The sequence below is a fragment of the Actinacidiphila epipremni genome, from assembly GCF_012034175.1.
In the GTDB taxonomy this organism is placed as follows: Bacteria; Actinomycetota; Actinomycetes; order Streptomycetales; family Streptomycetaceae; genus Actinacidiphila; species Actinacidiphila epipremni.
Genome location: NZ_JAATEJ010000046.1, coordinates 1 through 22,671 on the forward strand (window position 1 = coordinate 1; position 22,671 = coordinate 22,671).

General features: G+C 74.8%; 20 protein-coding genes. 12 read left to right on the forward strand and 8 right to left on the reverse strand.

The annotated features are described in order from the left end of the window. Positions 1–182: 182 nt before the first annotated feature. A complete protein-coding gene (locus HCN08_RS33735) occupies positions 183–1,073 on the reverse strand; it encodes a PPK2 family polyphosphate kinase (protein ID WP_167987152.1) in 891 nt (296 codons plus the stop codon). Positions 1,074–1,092: 19 nt separating this feature from the next. Next, entirely contained in the window at positions 1,093–2,154 is a 1,062-nt protein-coding gene (zapE, locus tag HCN08_RS33740) for a cell division protein ZapE (protein WP_167987153.1), read from the reverse strand. A gap of 178 nt (positions 2,155–2,332) precedes the next feature. On the opposite strand from zapE, the gene HCN08_RS33745 reads away from it, so the two are divergent. The 4 genes from HCN08_RS33745 (at position 2,333) to msrB (ending at position 5,701) form a co-directional block, all read left to right on the forward strand. Further along, complete coding sequence (locus tag HCN08_RS33745; protein ID WP_167987154.1) at positions 2,333–3,142, forward strand: pyrimidine reductase family protein; 810 nt, start codon at positions 2,333–2,335, stop codon at positions 3,140–3,142. 166 nt (positions 3,143–3,308) lie between these two features. Next, positions 3,309–3,812 (forward strand): indole-3-glycerol phosphate synthase, encoded by a 504-nt coding sequence (locus HCN08_RS33750; RefSeq protein ID WP_167987155.1) that lies wholly within the window; start codon positions 3,309–3,311, stop codon positions 3,810–3,812. Positions 3,813–3,882: 70 nt separating this feature from the next. Then, entirely contained in the window at positions 3,883–5,283 is a 1,401-nt protein-coding gene (murC, locus tag HCN08_RS33755) for a UDP-N-acetylmuramate--L-alanine ligase (RefSeq protein WP_167987156.1), read from the forward strand. Between the two features lie 10 nt (positions 5,284–5,293). After that, positions 5,294–5,701, forward strand: coding sequence for a peptide-methionine (R)-S-oxide reductase MsrB (msrB, locus tag HCN08_RS33760; protein ID WP_167987157.1), 408 nt, complete (start codon positions 5,294–5,296; stop codon positions 5,699–5,701). Positions 5,702–5,804: 103 nt separating this feature from the next. Here the strand turns inward: msrB and HCN08_RS33765 are convergent, their stop codons facing one another. Together HCN08_RS33765 and HCN08_RS37035 are read right to left on the reverse strand one after the other, a co-directional pair. Further along, entirely contained in the window at positions 5,805–6,956 is a 1,152-nt protein-coding gene (locus HCN08_RS33765; protein WP_167987158.1) for a glycoside hydrolase family 11 protein, read from the reverse strand. Positions 6,957–7,249: 293 nt separating this feature from the next. Beyond that, positions 7,250–9,085 (reverse strand): ATP-binding cassette domain-containing protein, encoded by a 1,836-nt coding sequence (locus HCN08_RS37035; RefSeq protein WP_407648936.1) that lies wholly within the window; start codon positions 9,083–9,085, stop codon positions 7,250–7,252. A 58-nt stretch (positions 9,086–9,143) separates the two neighbouring features. Between HCN08_RS37035 and HCN08_RS33775 the strand changes: the two genes are divergently transcribed. Further along, positions 9,144–9,851, forward strand: a complete 708-nt coding sequence (locus HCN08_RS33775) for a peptidyl-tRNA hydrolase (protein ID WP_167987160.1) — start codon at positions 9,144–9,146, stop codon at positions 9,849–9,851. Here the strand turns inward: HCN08_RS33775 and HCN08_RS33780 are convergent. Next, positions 9,848–10,783, reverse strand: coding sequence for an NADP-dependent oxidoreductase (locus HCN08_RS33780; protein ID WP_167987170.1), 936 nt, complete (start codon positions 10,781–10,783; stop codon positions 9,848–9,850). The two genes, HCN08_RS33775 and HCN08_RS33780, sit on opposite strands and share 4 nt — an antisense overlap. A gap of 205 nt (positions 10,784–10,988) precedes the next feature. Here HCN08_RS33780 and HCN08_RS33785 point away from each other — a divergent pair, with 205 nt between their 5' ends. After that, entirely contained in the window at positions 10,989–11,402 is a 414-nt protein-coding gene (locus tag HCN08_RS33785) for a winged helix-turn-helix transcriptional regulator (protein WP_167987161.1), read from the forward strand. Between the two features lie 30 nt (positions 11,403–11,432). Here the strand turns inward: HCN08_RS33785 and hemQ are convergent, their stop codons facing one another. Together hemQ and hemG are read right to left on the reverse strand one after the other, a co-directional pair. Further along, a complete protein-coding gene (gene hemQ / locus HCN08_RS33790) occupies positions 11,433–12,194 on the reverse strand; it encodes a hydrogen peroxide-dependent heme synthase (protein ID WP_167987162.1) in 762 nt (253 codons plus the stop codon). Positions 12,195–12,198: 4 nt separating this feature from the next. Further along, positions 12,199–13,680: a protoporphyrinogen oxidase gene (gene hemG / locus HCN08_RS33795; RefSeq protein ID WP_167987163.1), complete on the reverse strand. Its 1,482-nt coding sequence runs from the start codon at positions 13,678–13,680 to the stop codon at positions 12,199–12,201. Positions 13,681–13,814: 134 nt separating this feature from the next. On the opposite strand from hemG, the gene HCN08_RS33800 reads away from it, so the two are divergent. After that, the gene (locus HCN08_RS33800) at positions 13,815–14,996 is read left to right on the forward strand and encodes a DUF4349 domain-containing protein (RefSeq protein WP_167987164.1); all 1,182 of its coding nucleotides are present in this window, start codon (positions 13,815–13,817) and stop codon (positions 14,994–14,996) included. Positions 14,997–15,178: 182 nt separating this feature from the next. On the opposite strand, the gene hemE is transcribed toward HCN08_RS33800, so the two are convergent. Then, positions 15,179–16,228, reverse strand: coding sequence for a uroporphyrinogen decarboxylase (gene hemE / locus HCN08_RS33805; RefSeq protein WP_167987165.1), 1,050 nt, complete (start codon positions 16,226–16,228; stop codon positions 15,179–15,181). A gap of 107 nt (positions 16,229–16,335) precedes the next feature. Here hemE and HCN08_RS33810 point away from each other — a divergent pair, with 107 nt between their 5' ends. The 5 genes from HCN08_RS33810 (at position 16,336) to HCN08_RS33830 (ending at position 22,624) form a co-directional block, all read left to right on the forward strand. Beyond that, positions 16,336–16,959, forward strand: a complete 624-nt coding sequence (locus HCN08_RS33810) for a DUF3000 domain-containing protein (RefSeq protein ID WP_167987166.1) — start codon at positions 16,336–16,338, stop codon at positions 16,957–16,959. Between the two features lie 159 nt (positions 16,960–17,118). Continuing rightward, positions 17,119–17,787, forward strand: a complete 669-nt coding sequence (locus HCN08_RS33815) for a LuxR C-terminal-related transcriptional regulator (RefSeq protein WP_167987167.1) — start codon at positions 17,119–17,121, stop codon at positions 17,785–17,787. Positions 17,788–17,922: 135 nt separating this feature from the next. Next, a complete protein-coding gene (locus tag HCN08_RS33820) occupies positions 17,923–19,170 on the forward strand; it encodes an HRDC domain-containing protein (RefSeq protein WP_167987168.1) in 1,248 nt (415 codons plus the stop codon). 110 nt (positions 19,171–19,280) lie between these two features. Next, complete coding sequence (locus HCN08_RS33825) at positions 19,281–20,501, forward strand: thiolase family protein (RefSeq protein ID WP_167987171.1); 1,221 nt, start codon at positions 19,281–19,283, stop codon at positions 20,499–20,501. After that, on the forward strand, positions 20,498–22,624 hold the full coding sequence (locus HCN08_RS33830; protein WP_167987169.1) for a 3-hydroxyacyl-CoA dehydrogenase NAD-binding domain-containing protein: 2,127 nt from the start codon (positions 20,498–20,500) through the stop codon (positions 22,622–22,624). The genes HCN08_RS33825 and HCN08_RS33830 overlap by 4 nt, the downstream gene beginning before the upstream one ends. The last annotated feature ends 47 nt before the right edge of the window (positions 22,625–22,671 follow it).

Sequence of the window (22,671 nt, forward strand, 5' to 3'; positions counted from 1 at the left end):
ACACCTCACCACCGGCGCCCCCACCATGTCCTCCAACCCCGTCGTCGACTACCACGTCGTCTACGCCCTCGCCATGATCGTCTTCGCGGTCGTCGCAGCCGGCGAGACCTGGGGCCTGGCCCGGATATGGGACCGGCTCCCGGTCGTGCGCACCACCCCCTGGCTGCGGTAGCCGCAGGGGCTCAGTGCGCGGAGGCACCGCCGGACGCCGGCGGTGCCTCCGCGTCCGTGCGCAGCAGTGCCGCGCGGGCGGCGGGGACGTCGAAATCGGCCGCCGGATAGCGCGGGTCCATCAGTTCCAGGTGCTCCAGCAGCAGCCGGGCGACGGCCCAGTTGCGGTACCACTTGCGGTCGGCCGGCACGAGGTACCAGGGCGCGGAGTCGGTGGAGCAGCGCTCCAGGACGGCCTCGTACGCCTGCCGGTAGGCCGGCCACAGGGCCCGCTCGGCGAGGTCGCCCTCGGTGAACTTCCAGTGCTTGGCGGGGTTGTCGAGCCGGGCGAGCAGCCGGCGGCGCTGCTCCTCGTAGCCGATGTGCAGGAACACCTTGACGATCGTGCAGCCCTCGTCCGCCAGGGACTGCTCGAAGCGGTTGATGACGCCGTAGCGGCGGGTCCAGACGCCGCGCGGGACGAGGTCGTGGACCCGGGCGACCAGGACGTCCTCGTAGTGGGAGCGGTCGAAGACGCCGATCTCGCCGGGGCCGGGCAGGGCCTGGCGGATGCGCCACAGGAAGGGGTGCCGGCGCTCCTGCTCGGTCGGGGCCTTGAACGCGGTGACCCGGACGCCGGTGGGGTTCAGGCCGGTGGCGACGTGCTTGACGGTGCCGCCCTTGCCGGAGGTGTCCGTGCCCTGGAGCACCAGCAGCAGCCGGCGCGGGTCGCCCGCGGTGCTCTGGGCGAACAGCCGCTCCTGGAGGCCGGCCAGCCGCTCGCGTACGTGCTCGGTGTCGGCCCGGGCGCGGGTCTTGCCGTCCGGGGCGCCGGGGGTCGCCCGGGTGTCGTGATCCGCGAGGCGCACGCCGCCGGGCGGCACCCGCAAGCGCGCCCGCAGGCCGCCGGTGTCCTTCGCCATGACCCGATGGTGCGCCGTGTCAGGCCGGCCCGCCAGCTCCGTTCGCCCGCCCGGCGTCCCTGGCCAGCGCGGTGAGCCGGGAGACGGCGCGGAAGTACTTCTTGCGGTACCCGCCGGCCAGCAGCTCGGCGGAGAAGAGCCGGTCGAAGGGCACGCCGGAGGCCATGACCGGGATCTCCCGGTCGTAGAGGCGGTCGGCGAAGACGACCAGGCGCAGCGCCGTGGCCTGGTCGGTGACCTCGGTGACGCCGCGCAGGAAGACCGCCTCGACGCCGTCGCACAGGGCTCCGTAGCGGCTGGGGTGGACGGTCGCCAGGTGCGCGGCCAGCTCGGCGAAGTCGTCGAGCGCGGCGCCGGGCGTACGCAGCGCGGTGCGCGTCACGTCCTCGTCGGAGCGGGGCCGGGGCGCCTGCGGCAGGCCGCGGTGGCGGTAGTCCTCGCCGTCGATCCTGATGCTGGTGAAGCGCGCGGACAGGCCCTGTATCTCGCGCAGGAAGTCCGCCGCGGCGAACCGGCCCTCGCCGAGCTTGCCGGGCAGGGTGTTGGACGTGGCGGCGAGCCGGACGCCGGCGTCGGCGAGCTTGCCGAGCAGCGTGGAGACCAGCACGGTGTCGCCCGGGTCGTCCAGCTCGAACTCGTCGATGCACAGCAGGACATGGTCCTTGAGGGCGTGCACGGCCGGCTGGAAGCCGAGCGCGCCGACGAGGTTGGTCAGCTCCACGAAGGTGCCGAACGCCTTGCGCTCGCGCGGGGCGGGCGTGGCGTGCCAGAGCGAGGCCAGCAGGTGGGTCTTGCCGACGCCGTAGCCGCCGTCGAGGTAGACCCCGCCCGCGGCGGGCGCGGCCGGTCCGCCGCGGAACCAGCGCTTCCTGGCCTGCGGGGCGCGCTGCCCGGCGAAGGCCCGCAGCCGCTCGACGGCGGCGGCCTGGCTGGGCTGCGCGGGGTCGGAGCGGTAGGTCTCGAACCGCACGGCGTCGAAGCGCGGCGGCGGCACCAGTTCCGCGACGAGCCGCCCGACCTCGACGTGCGGGCTGCGCCCGCTCAGGGCGACCGGGCTGATCAGGGCGGAAGAGGACGACACGCTTCTACGGTAGCCCGCCCGCCGCCCCTCCCCCGACCCGGGGCCCGCGGCGGGCGGGGGCGCGGCGGACAGGTGCGGGAGGCGCCCCCGGCGCGGTCCCGGCGCGGGGCGGCGGCGGTGCCGGTGCGGGCGGGGCCCGCGGCGGGCGGGCCGGGGGTGGGCGTGGGAGGATCGCTGCATGCGGCGCCTGTATCCCTCCGCCGGGCCGGCGGGCGAGGACGACGAGGACGACGAGGACCTGGACAGCCTGGCGGGACTCGCCGACGCGTACGCGTATCCGGCGGCGGAGGCGGGCCGGCCGTACCTGCGGGCGAACATGGTCAGCTCGCTGGACGGGGCGGCCGTCGCGGACGGGAAGTCCGCCCCGCTGTCCTCCCCCGCCGACATGCGGGTCTTCGGCGTGCTGCGGGCGCTCGCGGACGTGGTCGTGGTCGGCGCCGAGACCGCCCGCCGCGAGGGCTACCGCCCGGCCAGGGCCCGGCAGGACTTCGCCGAGCGGCGGGCCGACGCCGGCCAGCAGCCGGCGCCGGCGATCGCGGTGGTCACCCGGACGCTGGACCTGGACTTCGGCAGCCCGCTCTTCCGTGAGCCGCTGACGCCGACGCTCGTGCTGACCGGCGCCGCGCCGACCCGTGAGCGGCTGGTCGCGGCCAGGGCCGCGGGCGCGGAGGTGGTGGTCGCGGCGGATCCGGCCGGGGACGGCGAGGGCGTGGACCCGGCCCGGGTGGTCGCGGAGCTGGCGGCGCGCGGCCACACCCGGCTGCTGCACGAGGGCGGCCCGCGGCTGCTGGCGCAGTTCGCGGCGGCCGGCGTGGTCGACGAGCTGTGCCTGACGCTGGCCCCGCTGCTCACGGGCGGCGGGGCGCCGCGGATCATGAACGGCCCGGGCGTGCCGGGGCCGGCCCGGCTGGTCCCGCGGTCGGTCCTGGAGGAGGACGGCTTCCTCTTCACCCGGTACGTTCGCGCTCCCTGGCCCCCGGAGGCGTAAACCGCGTGCCGCGGGATAAGCCCACGGGGGCAAGGATGAACCCAAAAAACGGATTCTCGCGTTCCGCTTGGGGCGGCTCGGGAAGACTTACCCGTATGCCGGCCCGCAGCGGGACGGGATGGATGTCATGACGGCCGAGTGGCCCGTGAGAAAGAAGGACGCGTCCGTGTTCACGACCGTACTCATGATCGAGAAGGCGCTCGCTCCGGCCGACGTGGAGCTGGTCACCACCCTGCACGGCGAGGAGGAGGTCTCCTTCGTGGTGCTCATGCAGCCCAGAGGCGACCAGGACCGGCTGCTGCGGGCCGTGGACGACGTGGCGCTGGGCTACCTGGAGGACGCCGCGCGGGAGAACCGGATCCCGGAGGGCCCCGACGCCTTCGCGCCCGCCGAGCTGGCGCTCGCGCACTCCATCGAGTCGCTGCGCAGGGCCGGCAAGGACGCGGTCGGCGAGATCGTCCAGAAGCACCCGCTGGACGTGCTCAAGGCCGTCGTGGAGCGCACCGGGGCCGACGAGGTGATCGTGCTGACCGCCCCGCACTTCGTCGAGGAGTTCTTCCACCGGGACTGGACGTCGCGGGCCCGCCACAAGGTCGGCGTGCCGGTGCTCAAGCTCTTCGCCCAGCAGGACGCCGAGCCCGCCGGCCACCAGGAGGGCGACACGCAGTGAGCGGCGGCACGGCGGCCGGCTCTGCGAGAATCGGCTCACCAGCCACGGCCCACCCTTGGGAGACCCGCGCATGAGCCCGTCCGTACCGCCCCCCCTGGACCGACCGCACTTCATCGGGATCGGCGGCGCCGGGATGTCGGGCATCGCGAAGATCCTCGCGCAGCGCGGCGCCCGGGTGGCCGGCAGCGACGCGCGCGAGTCGGAGACGGCCGCCGCGCTGCGCGCCCTGGGCGCGACCGTGCACATCGGGCACGCCGCCGCGCACCTGGCGCCGGACGCCACCGCCGTCGTCGTCTCCAGCGCGATCCGGGACGACAACCCGGAGCTGGCCGCGGCCCGCGCCCGCGGGCTGCCGGTGGTGCACCGCAGCGACGCGCTCGCCGCGCTCATGACCGGCACCCGGCCGATCGCGGTCGCCGGCACGCACGGCAAGACCACCACCACCTCGATGCTGGCGGTGGCGCTGACCGGGCTCGGCCTGGACCCGTCGTACGCGATCGGCGGCGACCTGGACGCGCCCGGCTCCAACGCCCACCACGGCGGCGGCGAGATCTTCGTCGCCGAGGCCGACGAGAGCGACCGCAGCTTCCACACCTACGACCCCGAGGTCGCGGTGGTGCTCAACGTGGAGCTGGACCACCATGCGAACTACGCGTCGCTGGAGGAGATCCACGACTCCTTCGTGACCTTCGTCGGCAAGGTGCGTCCCGGCGGCACTCTGGTGGTCTCCGCCGACCAGCCCGGCGCGGTCGAGCTGACCCGCCGGGTACGGGCCGCGGGCCGGCCGCTGCGGATCGTGACGGTCGGCGAGGCGGCCGGCGCCGACGTCCGGGTCACCCGTATCACCCCGCACGGCCTGACCAGCGAGGTCGCCGTCGTCCTGGACGGCCGGCCGCTGGCGTTCACCGTGTCCGTGCCCGGCCGCCACTACGCCCTCAACGCGGTCGCGGCGCTCGCCGCGGGCGTCGCGCTCGGGGTGCCGGCCGAGGAGCTGGCCGGGGCGATCGCCGCGTACACCGGCGTCAAGCGGCGGCTGCAGCTCAAGGGCGAGGCGGCCGGGGTGCAGGTCATCGACTCCTACGCGCACCACCCCACCGAGATGACCGCCGACCTGGAGGCGATCCGGGCCGCCGCGGGCGAGGGCGGGCGGGTGCTGGTGGTCTTCCAGCCGCATCTGTTCAGCCGCACCCGCGAGCTCGGCGCCGAGATGGGCCGGGCGCTCGCGCTCGCCGACGCCTCGCTGGTGCTGGAGATCTACCCGGCCCGCGAGGACCCGATCCCGGGCGTGACGAGCGCGCTGATCGTGGCCGCCGCGCGGGCCGCGGGCGCCGACGTGACACCGGAACCGGACCGCGAGGCGGTCGCGGAGGCCGTGGCAGGAATGGCGAAGCCGGGTGATCTCGTTCTCACCATGGGTGCGGGCGACGTGACCGACCTCGGACCACGGATTCTGGCCCGCCTCGGCAGCTGAGAGGACCTCCATGTCGTACGAAGTGAACAAGACCGACGAGCAGTGGCGCGCCGAACTGTCACCGCAGGAGTACGCGGTCCTGCGCCAGGCCGGCACCGAGCGTCCCTTCACCGGTGAGTACACCGACACCAAGACCGAGGGCGTCTACTCGTGCCGCGCGTGCGGCGCCGAGCTGTTCCGCTCCGACACGAAGTTCGAGTCGCACTGCGGCTGGCCGTCGTTCTACGACCCGGCCGACAGCAAGGCCGTCGAGCTGATCCAGGACCGCTCCATGGGCATGGTCCGCACGGAGGTGCGGTGCGCCCGCTGCGGCTCGCACCTGGGCCATGTCTTCGAGGGCGAGGGGTACGGGACGCCGACCGACCAGCGCTACTGCATCAACTCGATCTCCCTGCGGCTGGCGCCCGAAGGGGAGTGACCGGACACACGCACGGCGAAGGGGTGGGTACCGTCGGTACCCACCCCTTCGGCGCGAACCCCTCGGGCCGCGGACCCTCGGGCTCGGGTGGATCAGCCGGCGGTCAGCTCGTGGTGCAGGAGACCGTCGGGGCGCCGTTGCTGCCCGAGTAGTCGGCGTTGAAGCCGAAGGACGTGCTCGCGCCGCCGCCCAGGTTGCCGTTGTAGCTGGCGTTGGTCACGGTCACCGTGTTGCCGGACTGCGTGTAGCTGCCGCTCCACAGGCTGGTGATCTTCTGGTTGCCCGGGAAGGTGAGCTTCACCGTCCAGCCGTTGATGGCCGAGGAGCCGTTGTTCTTGACGTTCACCGCTCCGGTGAAGCCCGAGCCCCAGTCGGAGGAGTTGGTGAAGGCCGCCGAGCAGCCGCCGCCGCCCGTGCCGCCGGTCGACCCGCCCGTGGTGCCGCCGTTGTTTCCGCCGGTGGTGCCGCCCGTCGTCCCTCCGGTGGTGCCGCCGGTGGTGCCCCCGTTGTTTCCGCCGGTCGTGCCGCCGGTCGTGGTCCCGCCGGTGCTGCCGCCGCCGGAGCCGACGGTGATGTTGGAGCTGCCGGAGGAGCCGTAGCCCTCGGTGGCCAGGATCTCGTAGTTCGGGGTGCCGAGGTTCAGGCCGGCCTGCGCCCACGCGTTGAAGAAGTTCGCGACGCTGATCGTGCCGCCGGTGCGCTTGGCCTGGCGGATCGCCCAGTACTGGTAGAACGTCGCCGTTCCCTCGATCGAGGGCTGGTTGACGCGCTGCGTGCGGTACAGGTCGTACGTGCTGCCGTCGCTGTTGACCGAGCCGAGCTTGGTGGCGCCCGAACTCGGGTTGTAGTTCCCGTAGTTGTCGACGATGTAGTACTCGATCAGCGGGTTCGTGGTCCAGCCGTACAGGCTCAGGTAGCAGTTGCCGTTGCAGTTCCAGGTACCCGAGTACGTGACCGGGGAGGTCGTGCCCGGGTTCCAGCCCTTGCCGGCCACGAAGTTCGTCACGTTGTTCCACGTGGTGCTGTACTGGCCGCCCGAGCCCAGCGTCATCGACGCCTGGCCGCTGTCCTGGCTCCAGAACGAGTAGAAGTACCCGTTATTGGTGCCCGTGCTGTTGGAGTTGACGGTGGTGTCCGCATGGGCCGCGCCGGGGAGCGCGAAGGCGACCATGACCGTCGCCGCGACGGCGAGCAGGCCGCGGAGGGCGGCCTTGACGGGCCGTCTGCGGCGCGTCACGGATTTCAGGGACTTCATGGGGGGTTCCCTCCTGGCACTGGTGTGGGGGCAGTGCGTGCCGCCGACACGACATCGACGACGCGGAACAGTCTGGACCGTGGCCTCCGGGAGTCAATACTTTCGGTAGAAATTTCGAAAGCTTTCTGTCCACTGTGGCGGGGCAGGCGGAGAGTTGGGGCTGGTCAGGGTGTGTTGGCTCCGATTTCGGCGGCCTGACCGGTCGGCCGGGGCCATGGGCTCAGGGCGTGACGCCGCCCGGGGCGTGGCGGCCTTCGAAAGTTTCGAAAGGGTACGGGCGCGGGTCCGGCCGGCTACCGCGGGCCCAGGCGCGCCACCGCGCGGCAGGACAGCCAGCAGGCCGCCGCGGCGGCCAGGGCGGCGGGCCCGAGCGGCAGCAGCGGGTAGTGGACGGCGCCGGTGCGCGAGCCGGTGACCAGGCCGGTCACGGCGGCCTGCGCGGGCGAGCCGGACACCAGCAGGACGGCGCCCGCGCCGAGCGCGGTGACCAGCAGCGACCAGCCCCGCCCCGGTACCAGCGGCGGGTTGGTGAGCGCGCCGACCGCGGTACCGAGCAGCAGCGACACCGCCGCGGCCAGCAGCCCCGCGAGCGTCGCGGGCCCCACCGGCACGGCGGTGCTCATGTCGTCGGCGTACGCCCCGCTGGCCGCGGCCACGACCGCCGTCCCGGCCGCCCCCAGCACCGCCGCGGCCAGCAGCCCCGTCATCAGCGCCCCGGCCTGCGCCCGCCCGGGCCCGACCGCCGAGGCCGTGCAGGCCCGCGCGGCGGCCGGCTCGCTGCCCACGCACACCCGCACCATCCACGCCGTGACCGGCAGCAGCAGCGCCGCCGCGTAACCGAGCGAGCCGAGCAGCGGCTGCCCCGTCGCGACGCCCACCGCCATCACCGCGCCGTACCCGAGCAGCGGGGCGAGCCAGCGGTGGGAGCGCGCGAGCAGGTCGGCCTGGTAGCGCAGCAGCGCCAGTGCGCGGCGCCGGGTGCGGACCTGCGTGTACGGGGGCGGCGCCGGCGGTGCGGCCACGGCGGGCGCACGGGGGCGTACGGCCGTGACGTGCCAGGGCGGCACGGCCCCGAGGAGGGCCCGCAGGACGGCGTCGGAGCCCGCCGCCGGGACGTGCAGCCGCAGCCCCGCGGCCGACGACGCGACGGCGTACGGCCGGACGGCCTCGGGGGGCTCCCCGGCGCCGGTCGCCTCGATGAGGATCTCGCCCGGCGGTACGCCCCCGGGAGCGGCGGCTCCCGGGGGCACGCTCCCCGCGGCGTGGTCGGCGGCCTGCGGCGGTACGTCCCCGGCCGGTGCGGCTGCCGCGGCCGGGCTCGCGGCTCGCGCGGGCGCCGGGTCGGCCGGCGCACGGGCCGGGACGGGCGCCGGCACCGTACGGCCGGGCGGGACGACCGGTGCGGCGCCCGCGGGGTCCGACGCCCTGTGGGCCGGGGCAGGCGCCGGGCGGGTGGGGACCATGGCCGGTGTCGGCGTCGTGCGGGACGTCAGGACGCCCTCGGCCGTCGTCGGGACGGTCACCGTGAGGGCCTGCTCGTCGGCGAGGCGGGCGGGGTCGTGGTCGACGAGGACGACCGTCGCGCCGGCCGCGACGCGGGCCCGTACGGCGGCGTCGAGGGTGGCGCGGGCGGCGGTGTCCAGGCCCGTCCACGCCTCGTCCAGCACCAGCAACTGCGGGTCGGCGAGCAGGGCCTGGGCGACCGCGACCTTCTGGCAGGTGCCCTTGGACAGCTCGTCCAGCGGGGTGCGGGCGTACCCCGCGATGCCGAAGCGGTCCAGCCAATACCCGGCCCGCTCGCGCGCGGCGGCGGCGGGCAGGCCGCGGACGGCGCCGAGGTGGGTGAGGTAGCGCAGCGCCGGGAAGGGCAGCGCGGCCGGGAAGCGCTCGGGTACGTACGCGGTGGCCGCGGGGCGGCCCGTGACGCGGCCCGCGGTCGGGCGGTCGATCCCGGCGATCAGCCGCAGCAGCGTCGACTTGCCGCTGCCGTTCGCGCCCTCGACCCGGACCAGCGACCCGGGCGGCACGTCCAGCGTGACCGAGCGCAGCACCCACGGCCCGCGCAGGCCGTAGCGCCGCCCCACGGCGTCGAGTCGCAGGCAGGCGGGCGGCGGTGGCGGAGGCGGCACGGGGCCCATCCTGGCCCACCGGCCGCAGCGGGCCAAGCGGCGGTGGCAGACTGGGCGGGTGACCAGCCCCTTCCAGCACAGCGCCGCCGAGCGGGACGCGGCGCCGCAGTTCGTCCTGCCGCTCGTCGTACGGCTGGAGCGCGACGCCCCGCCGGCCCGTACCGACGCGATGGAGACCGCCGCCCGCGCGGTGCTGACCCTGCTGTCCGACGAGCGGGCGACCGCCGCGGACGGTGTGTGGACGCAGGCCGTGCACGACTGGCAGGACGCCCGGATCCGCAAGGTCGTACGGCGGGCCAGGGGCGCGGAGTGGCGGCGGGCCGAGGCGCTGCCCGGCATCACCGTCACCGGCGTGACCGCGCAGGTGCGGGTCTACCCGCCGGTGCCACTGGACGCCTGGCCCAAGGACCTCGCCAAGCTCCAGGTCTCCGGCACCGAGCTGGACGACCCCGAGCCGCCGCTCACCCCGGACCCCGCGGAACCGGTGCTGTGGCTCAACCCCGAGGTCGCGATGTCCGCGGGCAAGGCCATGGCGCAGGCCGGGCACGGCGCCCAGCTGGCGTGGTGGGAGCTGGACGAGGAGCAGCGCGCGGCCTGGCGGGAGGCGGGCTTCCCGCTCGCGGTGCGCACCGCCGCCCCGCGCGCCTGGTCCCGGCTCACCTCGGGCCCGCTCCCGCTGGTCCGCGACGCCGGCTTCACCGAGATCGCCCCCGGCTCCGCCACGGTCGTCGCCGACCATCCGGCGCTGCGGGCGCAGTTGCCTTAGGGCAGCAGCACCAGCCGGCCCCGTACGCCGCCCGCGGCGAGCCGGGCGTGGGCGGTCGCGGCCTCCTCCAGGGGGTAGGTGCCGGCCACCCGCAGGGAGAGCAGGCCGGCGTCGGCGAGAGCGGCGAGCTCGGTGAGCCGGGGGCCGTCCGCGCGGATCCAGACGTTGTGCACCCGGGTGCCGCGGCGGGGCGTGGGGTCGGCGCCGTAGCCGACGGCGACGAGGGCGCCACCGCCGCGCAGCGCTTCGAGCGCGTCGGCCTTGAGCAGCGCCGCGTCGAGGACGCCGTCCACCCCGCCGGGGGCCCATGCCCTGACCGCGTCGGCGACGCCGGGGACGCCGCGGGGGACGAAGTGGGCCGCGCCCAGGCCCCGGACCAGTTGCTCGTCGGCCGCGCCGGCCAGCGCCGCGACCCGCAGGCCGCGCAGCACCGCGAGCTGCACCGCGAAGCCGCCGACGCCGCCGGCCGCGCCGGTGACCAGGAGCGTGCCGCCCGGCGGGAGGTCGAGCAGGTCCAGGCCCTGGTCGGCGGTGAGGGCGTTGAGCGGGAGGGTCGCCGCCTCGGCGGCGGAGGCGGCGCGGGGCGCCCGGCCGACCGCGGCGCCGTCCAGCACGACGTGGTCTGCGTAGGCGCCGGTGCGCAGGTCCAGCCGGTCGACGAGGCCGACGACCCGGTCCCCCACGGCGAAGTCCGCGCCGGGCCCCACGGCGTCGACCCGGCCCGCCACGTCCCACCCGACGCCGTACTGCTCGCGCGGCGTCGCGAAGCCGATCGCGACGATCCCGCCGGAGCGCACCCCGAGGTCCACGGGGTTGACGCCCGCCGCCTCGACCGCGATCCGCACCTGCCCCGGGCCGGGCCGCGGCACCGGCTCGCGTACCACCTGGAGCGCCTCGGGGCCGCCGAACTCCCGGACCACCACCGCCCGCATGACCGCGCCCCGGGCGCCCTGCGCCCCGTCCACGACCGCGTCACTCATGACCGCACTCACTTCCTGCCTCACAACGTCCGTCCAGCCGGGGCCGTTCGTGCCCCGCCCTGCGAACCTAGGCAGCGGTACTCTCTTCCGGTAAGTAGGCACCTGGAAGTGCGTAAGGCACCCGCGGCCCCCCGCGGGGAAGCGACGGGAGCGGGCCATGCCGACGAAGAGCGCAGCTCAGCGCCGCGCCGAGGCGCGTGTCGCCTACGACGCCTACCTCGCGACCTGCCCCTCGCGGCAGCTGCTGGAGCGGATGGGCGACAAGTGGACGACCCTGGTCGTCAACGCGCTCGCCGACGGGCCGCAGCGGTACGCGGAACTGGCCCGGCGGATCGCCGGGGTGAGCCAGAAGATGCTCACGCAGACGCTGCGCGCGCTGGAGCGCGACGGCATGGTGACGCGTATGGTGACGGCGGCCGTGCCGGTCCGGGTGGACTACGCGCTGACGCCCGTCGGGCGCGACCTGCTGCCGGTGCTGGCGGCGGTCAAGGCGTGGTCGGAGCGGCACATCGAGGCCGTGCTCGACGCCCGCGAGGCGTACGACGCGGCGCAGGCCTCACGGGCGGGGTGAAAGCGGGGGCGGGCAGGGCTTGCGGGCGGCTCAGGCGAGCCCGGCCACCAGTTCCGCGACCGGGCGGCGGCGCCCGGTGTAGAACGGCACCTCCTCGCGGACGTGCATCCGCGCCTCGGACGCCCGCAGGTGCCGCATGAGGTCGACGATGCGGTGCAGCTCGTCCGCCTCGAAGGCGAGGATCCACTCGTAGTCGCCGAGCGAGAACGACGCGACGGTGTTGGCGCGCACGTCCGGGTAGCCGCGGGCCATCTTGCCGTGGTCGGCGAGCATCCGGCGGCGGTCCTCGTCGGGCAGCAGGTACCAGTCGTAGGAGCGGACGAACGGGTAGACGCTCACGTAGTCGCGCGCGTTCTCATCGGCGAGGAAGGCCGGGATGTGCGACTTGTTGAACTCCGCGGGGCGGTGCAGCGCCATGTTGGACCACACCGGCTCCAGCGCCCGGCCCAGCCGGGTGCGGCGGAAGAGGTTGTACGCCTCCTGGAGCGCCTCCGCGGTCTCCGCGTGCCACCAGATCATCAGGTCGGCGTCGGCCCGCAGGCCGGACAGGTCGTATGTGCCGCGGACGGTGACGTCCTTGGCGGCGAGCTGCGCGAACAGCTCCTCGACCTCGTCCGCGTAGCCGGTGCGGTCCTCCGGGAGCGGGGCGCGCAGCCGGAAGACGGACCAGAGGGTGTAGCGGATGACGTCGTTGAGGTCCTTGGCCTTCTTGCCGGCGTTCGGCGCCTTGGCGTGCGCCGGGGCTTCCTCGGCGGTGTCGCGGGCGTGGTCGGCGGGGGTGGAGTCGGTCATGCGGCTATTCTCCCGCGCCGTCCTCGGCGCCGGGCACCAGGGTGGCCAGCACCTCGGTCGCGGCGCGCTGCCCGCTGCCGATGCACGCCGGGATGCCGACACCGTCGTACGGGGCGCCGCACACGGCGAGCCCGGGCAGCTTGCCGACGTGCTCGCGGATCCGGGCGACCCGGTCCAGGTGCCCCACCGGATACTGCGGCAGCCCGGCGTCCCACCGGGTGACCCGGGCGGCGACCGGCGCGGCCCGCAGGCCCACCGCCTCGGCCAGGTCCTCGCGCGAGAGGCGTACGAGGTCGGCGTCGTCCCACGCGAGGTCGCCCTCGTCGCCGTGCCGGCCGACGGAGGTGCGCAGCACCGCGGTGTCGCCGCCGGCCTTGTCCAGCCAGCCCCACTTGCGGCTGGAGAAGGTCGACGCCTTGATCGTGCGGCCGTCGACGGGGGGCACGAGGAAGCCGCTGGACTGCGGCAGCCGGGCCAGGTCCGCGCGGCGGAAGGCCATGGTGACCAGCGCCATGCTCGCGTAGTCCACGCCCGCGAGCTCGCCCGCGGCGGCCGGCGACTCCGCCTCCAGCAGGCGGGCGGCGGCCGGCGCCGGGACGGCGAGCACGACGGCGTCGGCGTCGAGGACCCGGCCGGCGAGCACCACCCGCCAGCCGTGCGGGCCGGTACGGTGCAGCTCGCGCACCGGGGCGCCGGTCTCGATGACGACGCCCGCGGCCCGGCAGGCGTCGGCGACGGCGAGCGGCAGCCGGCCGACCCCGCCGCGTATGCCGTGGAAGACCGGCCCGGTCGCGGTGGACGCGGCGGCCCTGCGCTGGATGCCGCGGGCGGCCTCGATGAGCGAGCGCCCGCCCGCGGCGGCGGCGTACAGCTGCGGCACGGCGGCGCGCAGCGAGATGCGGTAGGCGTTGCCGGCGTAGACCCCGCCGAGCAGCGGCTCCACGAGCCGGTCGACGACCTCGCGGCCGAGCCGCGCGGCGACGTACTCCCCCACGGCGACGTCGCCGTCGATCGCGGTGCGCGGCAGGACGTGGTCGAGCGGGATACGGGCCAGGCCCGCGGGCGAGATCACGCCGGAGGCGGCGAGCGGGCCGAGGTCGCCGGGGACGCCCATGACGTGGCCCTTGGGCATGGGGCGCAGCCGGCCGCGGGTCCACACCGTCGCGCCGAGCACGGCGGGCGGCTCCAGGTCGTCGCCGAGCCCGACCTCGCGGGCCAGGCCCACCGCCTCGGGGCGGCGGGCCAGCAGCGACTCGGCGCCGAGGTCGACGGGCACGCCGGCGATCTCGTCGGCGTGCAGCTTGCCGCCGAGCCGGGACGTGGCCTCCAGCACGGTCACCCGGGCGCCGGCGCCGGCGAGCCGGTGGGCGGCGGCGAGGCCGGAGATGCCGCCGCCGACGACGACCACATGGCCTGGGGTCGCGGGGGCTGCGCTGTGGCCGGCGGACGCCGCCGCCGCGGCCGGACCGGTGTGCGAGGGGCTCATACGTCCACTGTCTCAGACGCCGGATCGAGTTCCGAACGTGATGCCATCGCTACCGCAGGACCGCAACGGGATCGCGGCGGCGTCCGTCCATTCAGTGGCACCACACAACAGCCCTGTCGCTGGGGGGAATTGACATGAGTCTCAGAGTGGGAAAGCCCGCGTCGGGCGCCGGCGGCGCCAGACGCACCGTTCTTGCCGGGTCCGACGCCGGCGCGCGGCGCCGCAGGCGGGCCCGGCGGCGTACCGGTGCGGCGGCGGCGCTGCTGCTGGCCGGGACGCTCGCCGTCGCCGGGTGCAGCGCGTCGTCGGTGGACTCGAGCGACAAGGCCGCGGGCTCCGCGCACAGTGCGCCGGCGCCGCCCGTGGCCGGGACCGGCGCGGTCCAGGACAACGGCTCGGGTTCGACGGGGGCGAGCGCGCCCTCGTCCGCGAAGGGCGGCGGCAAGGCGCCGCAGCTCTCGGCGAAGTATTTGGTGCGGACGGCGAGCCTGAGCGTGCGCACCCCGCATGTCGCCGACGTGCTCACGCAGGCCCGGGCGCTGGCGGCGTCCGCCGGCGGGTATTCGGGCAACGAGAACACCGAGGTCGACTCGGCCGGGCACGCCACGTCCACCGTGCAGCTGCGGGTGCCGCCGGCGGCGTACGAGTCGGTGCTGGACGATCTGGCGAAGCTGGGGACCCTGCTGTCGCGGAAGGTGAGCGTGCAGGACGTCACCGGGCAGGTGGTGGACGTGCAGAGCCGGGTGAAGTCGCAGCAGGCCAGTGTGGACCGGGTGCGCAAGCTCATGGACCAGGCGACCGACCTGGACGACGTGGTGTCGCTGGAGAGCGAGCTGAGCACGCGTGAGGCGGCGCTGGAGTCGCTGGAGGCGCAGGAGTCGTCGCTGGCGGAGCAGACGAATCTGGCGACGATCTCGCTCACCTTGACCGAGCCGCCGGTCACGGCGGCGCCGCGCAAGGAGCCGAAGGTGGCGCACGACGGCTTCTGGACGCAGGTCGGGCATGCGCTGCGGGGGGGCTGGCACGCGTTCTACCTGGCGCTGCGGGCGGTGTTTGTGGCGGTGTCGGCGATGTTGCCGTTCCTGGCGGTGGTGGCGCTGCTGCTGGTGGCGTACCGGGTGGTGCGGCGGCGGTGGGTGCCGCGGCGGGTGGAGCCGGCGCGGTGGGGCGAGAAGAGGTTCGTCGGTTCCGAGCCGCTGCCCAGGCATCCGGAGGAGGGCGCGGGGGAGCCGGAGGAGGACCGGGAGGTTCCGGTCGCGCCGCCGATGCCGCGGCAGGCGCCGCGCGGGGGTGGTGCGGCGGGGTCCGGCGAGTAGGGGTCGGGGGCACTCCGGGGGGTACCTCCTCGGACTGCGCACATCGACCTCGCCGCTCGTCCGGTGACCTCTTGTCGTGCGCAGTCCTGCGGGGGCACCCCCCGGATCGCCCCCTCCCGCTCCCGTCGTGGGTGGCCGCCTCTCGTCCGGTGGGTGGCCGTCTGCGGGGGGGGTGGGTGGGATCAGATCGCCTGGGTGGTGCGGTGGACGAAGTCCACGAGGCGGGTGAGGGCGTCGGGGGGGGTTGTGGGGAGGACGCCGTGGCCGAGGTTGAAGATGTGGCCCGTGGCGGACTGGGCTGCGGCGGACAGGACCTCGCGGGTCTTGGACTCCACCGCGGTGGTCGGGGCGAAGAGCACCGCTGGGTCGAGGTTGCCCTGGAGGGCCTTGCCGGGGCCGACGCGGCGGGCGGCCTCGTCGAGGGGGACGCGCCAGTCGACGCCGACGACGTCGGCGCCGGCCTCGCCCATGAGGCCGAGCAGTTCGCCGGTGCCGACGCCGAAGTGGATGCGGGGCACGCCGTGGCCGGCGACGGCCCGGAAGACCTTCGCCGAGGACGGCAGCACGTAGCGCCGGTAGTCGGCCGGGGAGAGCGCGCCGACCCAGGAGTCGAAGAGCTGCACGGCGCTCGCGCCCGCCTCGATCTGGACCTTCAGGAAGGCGGCGGTGATGTCGGCGAGCTTGTCGAGGAGGTCGTGCCACAGCTCGGGGTCGCCGTACATGAGGGCCTTGGTGCGCTCGTGGTTGCGCGACGGGCCGCCCTCGACGAGGTAGCTGGCCAGGGTGAAGGGCGCGCCGGCGAAGCCGATGAGCGGGGTCTGCCCCAGCTCGGCGGTCAGCAGGCCGACGGCCTCGGTGACGTAGGGGACGTCGGAGGGGTCGAGGGCGCGCAGCCGGTCGAGGTCCTGCCGGGTGCGGATCGGGTCGGCGACGACCGGGCCGACGCCCGGCTTGATGTCCAGGTCGAGGCCGATGGCCTTGAGGGGCACGACGATGTCGCTGTAGTAGACCGCCGCGTCGACCTTGTGCCGCCGCACCGGCTGGAGGGTGATCTCGGTGACGAGCTCGGGCCGCATGCACGACTCCAGCATCGGGATGCCCTCGCGTACCTTCAGGTACTCCGGGAGCGACCTGCCGGCCTGGCGCATGAACCACACGGGGGTGTGCGGGACGGGCTCGTTGCGGCAGGCGCGGATGAAGGGGGAAGCAGCGGTCTGCTGGTGCACGCTCACGTCCCGATCCTCCCACGCCGGTACGGGAACCCGGTTGCGGGGCCCGGGATGCCCGTGTGGGGTGTTGTTGCGCACGCGGACGCCGCGGGCGGCCTAGTCTTCCGGGCATGGCAGCGGTGCATGGACACGTCGGCGAGGACGACGCCGTCCCCTTTCCTTTTCAGCACGCGGTGGAGGCCCTGCGGGGGGCGCGGGTGCGGCCGGAGGTGCGGATCGAGGAGGTGGCCGCGCCGCGCCGGCTCGCGGCGTACGCCTACGCGCTGGAGGCGGCGGTCCTGGCCGGCGGGGAGGAGCTGGCCGACGGGCGGCTGGTGCTGCTGCACGAGCCGCGCGGCCACGAGGCGTGGTCGGGCACGTTCCGGCTGGTGACGCTCGCACGGGCCGACCTGGAGCCGGAGATGGCCGCCGACCCGCTGCTGCCCGAGGTGAGCTGGTCGTGGCTGACCGGGGCGCTGGCGGCGCGCGGCGCGGAGCACGACGAGCCGAGCGGTACGGTCTCGCGCGCGTCGTCGCACTTCTTCGGCGGGCTCGCGGAGCGGGCGGACGAGACCCGGATCGAGCTGCGGGCCTCGTGGTCGCCGCGGGAGCGCCCGGGCGGGCTGATCGACGTCGCGGCGCATCTGGCGGCGTGGTGCGACCTGCTGTGCGCGTGCGCGGGCCTGCCGCCGTCGGAGGACGCGCCGGCGCGGGGGGCGGCCGGTGTGGTGCCGCTGCCCAAGCGGCGCACCTGACGGGGCGGCCGTGCGTGCCGCTGCTGCTCTGGCGTTCGAGCGGCCGTCCGGTTTGCCGTAATTGATGTGCAACAAATCGTGATCTTTCCCTAAAGGCCGGGCCGCTTGCTGCCGAAGGAAACTGTGACCCTTTCAGTCCCCTTTGCCACAGGAGGCCCGGTGTCCGTTCTTCTCGAGCAGCCCACGAGCCTGGTCGCCTACCGTCCCAGCAAGCCGACGGCCATGGTCGTCGTGGCCGACCCCCGCGTGCGTTCCACGGTCACCCGACACCTGTGGGCTCTCGGGGTGCGGGATGTGATCGAGGCCTCGTCGATCGCCGAGGCCCGTCCCCGGGTAGGCAATCCCCGCGACATCTGCGTCGCCGACGTCCATCTCCCCGACGGCTCCGGCCTGACCCTGCTCGCCGAGACGCGGGCGGCGGGCTGGCCCAACGGGCTGGCGCTGTCCGCCGCCGACGACATCGGCGCGGTGCGCAACGCGCTGGCCGGCGGCGTCAAGGGCTATGTGGTGACCGGCACCCGCAACACCCCGGGCTCCATGGCCGGCCGTCCGGGCCTGGCGCCGCTGGGTGCCACCGCCGCGCGTATGCAGCGCCGCCCGCCCGGCTCGGGCGGCCACCCGGGCAGCGGTTACCGGGAGCTGTCGGGCCGCGAGGTGGAGGTGCTCAGACTGGTCGCCGAGGGCCAGTCCAACAAGGCGATCGGGGTCTCGATGGGCCTGTCGGCGCTGACGGTCAAGAGCCACCTGGCCCGTATCGCGCGCAAGCTCGGCACGGGTGACCGGGCGGGGATGGTGGCGGTCGCGCTGCGCACCGGCATCATCCACTGAGCCCGCGCGCAGCCGTGCCCCGCAGGGGGCGGAACGTTCCGCCCCCTCGGCCCCGGCGGGCGGCCCGGCAGGGGTGATACGGGACAAGTGGGGCAAGCCCCACCGGCAGGTGTGCGGCGCGGCTACCCTTGACAGGTGACCGACGCCAGAGAAACCGCCCCCGCGCAAGCCCCGGCGCCGGTCCCGTTGCTGGACCCGCGCGACGGAATCCCGCCGGTGACCGCAGATCCGCAGGCCCTGGAAGGGGTCGTCGCCGCTTTCGCCGCGGGCTCGGGCCCGGTCGCCGTCGACGCCGAGCGTGCCTCCGGCTACCGCTACGGGCAGCGGGCCTATCTGGTCCAGCTGCGCCGCGCCGGAGCAGGGACCGCGCTGATCGACCCGGTGGGATGCCCCGACCTCACGACGCTGAACTCCGCGCTGGCGGGTACGGAGTGGGTGCTGCACGCCGCGACGCAGGACCTGCCGTGCCTGACGGAGCTGGGCATGCACCCCACCGCGCTGTTCGACACCGAGCTCGCCGGCCGGCTGGCGGGCTTCCCGCGGGTCGGGCTCGGCGCGATGGTCGAGCAGGTGCTCGGCTACGCGCTGGAGAAGGGCCACTCCGCGGTCGACTGGTCCACCCGCCCGCTGCCCGAGCCGTGGCTGCGCTATGCCGCGCTGGACGTGGAGCTGCTGGTGGACCTGCGCGACGCGCTGGAGGAGGAGCTGCGCACCCAGGGCAAGCTGGACTGGGCGCTCCAGGAGTTCGCCGCGATCGCCGCGGCCCCGCCGCCCCCGCCGCGGGTCGACCCGTGGCGGCGTACGTCCGGGATGCACAAGGTGCGCCGGCGCCGGCAGATCGGCGTGGTGCGCGAGCTGTGGCTGGCGCGCGACCGGGCCGCGCGGGAGCGGGACGTCTCCCCCGGCCGGGTGCTCAGCGACGCGGCGATCGTGACGGCGGCGCTGGAGAACCCGCCGAACGTGCAAGCGCTGGCGGCACTGCCCGGCTTCGGGCACCGGATGGGCCGCCGCCAGCTCGACCAGTGGCAGGCCGCCGTCGACCGGGCCCGCGGCCTGCCCGAGCGGGAGCTGCCGCAGCCGACCGCCGCCTACAACGGCCCGCCGCCGCCGCGCGCCTGGGCCGACAAGGACCCGGCCGCCGCCGCCCGGCTGTCGGCGGCCCGCGCCGCGGTCACCGCGCTCGCGGACGAGCTGAACCTGCCGCAGGAGAACCTGATCACCCCGGACACCGTGCGCCGGCTGTGCTGGTCGCCGCCGGCCGAGACCACCCCCGAGGCGGTCGCCGCGACGCTGGCCGACCTCGGCGCGCGTCCCTGGCAGATCCAGCTCACCACCCCGCTGCTGACCAAGTCCCTGGCCGCCCGCCCCGCGCCGCCGCAGTAGCCCCTTCCGGTGTGACCTACACCGCTTCCCGGGGTTGCACTGTCCCCCTCGGTTACCCGCGAGTAGCATGTGGCCGGAGGCGAGTGAACACAATCAAGAGGGAGCTGGTCGTGCCGCGTACTGCGAGGGACGTCGTCTTCGTCGACGGTGTCCGTACCCCGTTCGGCAAGGCGGGCCCGAAGGGCATCTACCACGAGACCAGGGCGGACGACCTGGTCATCAAGTGCATCCGGGAGCTGCTGCGGCGCAACCCCGGGCTGGACCCGGGGCGTATCGACGAGGTGTCGGTCGCGGCGACCACGCAGATCGGCGACCAGGGGCTGACCCTGGGCCGGACCGCGGGCATCCTCGCCGGGCTGCCGACGACCGTGCCGGGCTTCTCCGTCGACCGGATGTGCGCGGGCGCGATGACGGCGGTGACGACGACGGCCGGCGGGATCGCGTTCGGCGCGTACGACGTGGTGGTCGCCGGCGGTGTCGAGCACATGGGGCGGCACCCGATGGGCGAGGGCGTGGACCCCAACCCGCGGTTCGTCTCGGAGAAGCTGGTCGACGAGTCCGCGATGTTCATGGGCATGACCGCGGAGAACCTGCACGACCGGTTCCCGCGGCTGACCAAGTCGCGGGCCGACGAGTACGCGGTGCGCAGCCAGGAGAAGGCCGCCAAGGCGTACGCCGACGGGAAGATCCAGCCGGACCTGGTGCCGATCGCGATCCGCCGCACCACACCCGAGGGCGGCGAGACCGGCTGGGGCCTCGCCACCGCCGACGAGCCGATGCGCCCGGGCACCACGCTGGAGCAGCTGGCCGGCCTCAAGACGCCGTTCCGGCCGCACGGCAAGGTCACCGCCGGCAACTCCGCGGGCCTCAACGACGGCGCGACCGCCTCGCTGCTGGCCGCCGAGGACGTCGCGCGCGAGCTGGAGCTGCCGGTCAAGATGCGCCTGGTGTCGTACGCCTTCGCCGGCGTCGAGCCGGAGGTCATGGGCATCGGCCCGATCCCGGCCACCGAGAAGGCGCTGGCCAAGGCGGGCCTGACGATGGAGCAGATCGGCCTGATCGAGGTCAACGAGGCGTTCGCCGTGCAGGTGCTGTCGCTGCTGGACCACTACGGCATCGCCGACGACGACCCGCGGGTCAACCAGTACGGCGGCGCCATCGCCTTCGGCCACCCGCTGGCCTCCTCCGGGGTGCGGCTCATGACGCAGCTGGCCCGGCAGTTCGAGGACCAGCCGCAGGTGCGCTACGGCATCACCACCATGTGCGTCGGCTTCGGCATGGGCGGCACGGTGGTCTGGGAGAACCCATACTTCGACGGGAGCGGCAAGTGAGCACCACCTCGGAACTCCTCAAGGGTGCGGCCGAGCTCTTCCCCGGCGAGGTCGTCACCAGCGCCCACGTACGGCACCTGGAGCTGCCCGGCGCCGGGCGCTTCGCGCTGATCACGCTGGACAACGGCCTGGACCACACCAAGCCCACCACCTTCGGCCCGCAGTCGCTGGCCAACCTCGACGCCGCCATCGACCAGGTCGAGAAGGAGGCGGCGGACGGCACGATCACCGGCGTCGGCATCACCGGCAAGCCGTTCATCTTCGCCGTCGGCGCCGACCTCAAGGGCGTGGAGCTGCTGAAGCGCCACGAGGACGCGCTGGCCATCGGCCGCGGCGGCCACGAGGTCTTCAAGCGGCTGTCCTCGCTCGCGGTGCCGACCTTCGCCTACTACAACGGCGCGGCCATGGGCGGCGGCGTCGAGGTGGGCCTGCACTGCACCTACCGCACGGTCTCCGCGTCGGTGCCGGCCTTCTCGCTGCCCGAGGTCTTCCTCGGCCTGGTGCCCGGCTGGGGCGGCTGCACGCTGCTGCCCAACCTCGTCGGCGCCGACCGCGCGGTCACCGTCATCATCGAGAACTCGCTCAACCAGAACCGGCAGCTCAAGGGCGCCCAGGTCTTCGAACTGGGCATCGCCGACGCGCTGTTCGAGGCCGCGGACTTCCTGGAGCAGTCGCTGCTGTGGACCGCGGCGGTGCTCAGGGGCGAGATCGAGGTCGTACGCCCCGAGGTGGACCGCGGTGAGGCGTGGGAGCAGGCGGTCGCCCGCGGGCGCGGTATCGCCGACGGCAAGGTGCACGGCGCGGCGCCCGCGGCCTACCGCGCGCTCGACATCGTGGCGGCGGCCAGGAACGGCGACCTGCGGCAGGGCTTCGAGGCCGAGGACCGGGCGCTGGCCGACCTGATCATGGGCGGCGAGCTGCGCAGCGGCATCTACGCCTTCAACCTCGTCCAGCGGCGCGGCAAGCGCCCGGTGGGCGCGCCCGACAAGGCGCTGGCCCGCCCGGTGACGAAGGTCGGCGTGGTCGGCGCGGGCCTGATGGCCTCGCAGCTGGCGCTGCTGTTCGTGCGCCGGCTGGAGGTGCCGGTGGTGCTCACCGACGTCGACCAGGAGCGGATCGACAAGGGCGTGGGGTACGTGCACGCCGAGGTCGACAAGCTGCTCGCCAAGGGCCGGCTGGGCCAGGACGCCGCCAATCGCCTCAAGGCCCTGGTGACCGGCCATCTGGACAAGGCCACCGCCTTCGCGGACGCGGACTTCGTCATCGAGGCCGTCTTCGAGGAGATGGGCGTCAAGCAGAAGGTCTTCGCCGAGCTGGAGGCGGTGGTGCGCCCGGACGCGATCCTGGCGACCAACACCTCGTCGCTGTCGGTCTCCGAGATGGCCTCGAAGCTGGAGCACCCCGAGCGGGTCGTCGGCTTCCACTTCTTCAACCCGGTGGCGATCCTGCCGCTGCTGGAGATCGTCCGCGGCGAGACCACCGACGACGCCTCACTCGCGACGGCCTTCGCGGTGGCCAAGAAGCTGAAGAAGACCGCGGTGCTGGTCAAGGACGCGCCGGCCTTCGTGGTCAACCGCATCCTGACCCGCTTCATGGGCGAGATCCAGAACGTCATCGACGAGGGCACCCCGGTGGCGGTGGCGGAGCAGGCGGTCGAGCCGCTGGGCCTGCCGATGTCGCCGCTGGTGCTGCTGGAGCTGGTCGGCCCGGCGATCGGCCTGCACGTCTCGGAGACGCTGCACGCCGCCTTCCCCGACCGCTTCACGGTGTCGGAGAACCTCGCGGCGGTGGTCAGGGCCGGCAAGCGCGGCTTCTACGTCTACGACTCCGGCCGCCCCGAGCTGGACCCGGAGGTCGCCGCGCTGCTCCGGCAGGGCGACCGGGTGCTGACCGAGGCGCAGGTGCGCGAGCGGGTGCTGGAGGCGGTGGCGCAGGAGATCGGGCTGATGCTCGACGAGGGCGTCGTCGCCGAGGCGCAGGACATCGACCTGTGCCTGATCACCGGCGCCGGCTGGCCCTTCCACCTGGGCGGGATCACCCCGTACCTGGACCGCGAGGGCGTCTCGCAGCGGGTGAACGGCAAGCCGTTCCTGGAGCCGGGCGTGGCGTCCGTCCCGGCCTGACGGACGGCAGGACGGCACGCCGGTACGCCGAAGGGGCCGGGCCACTC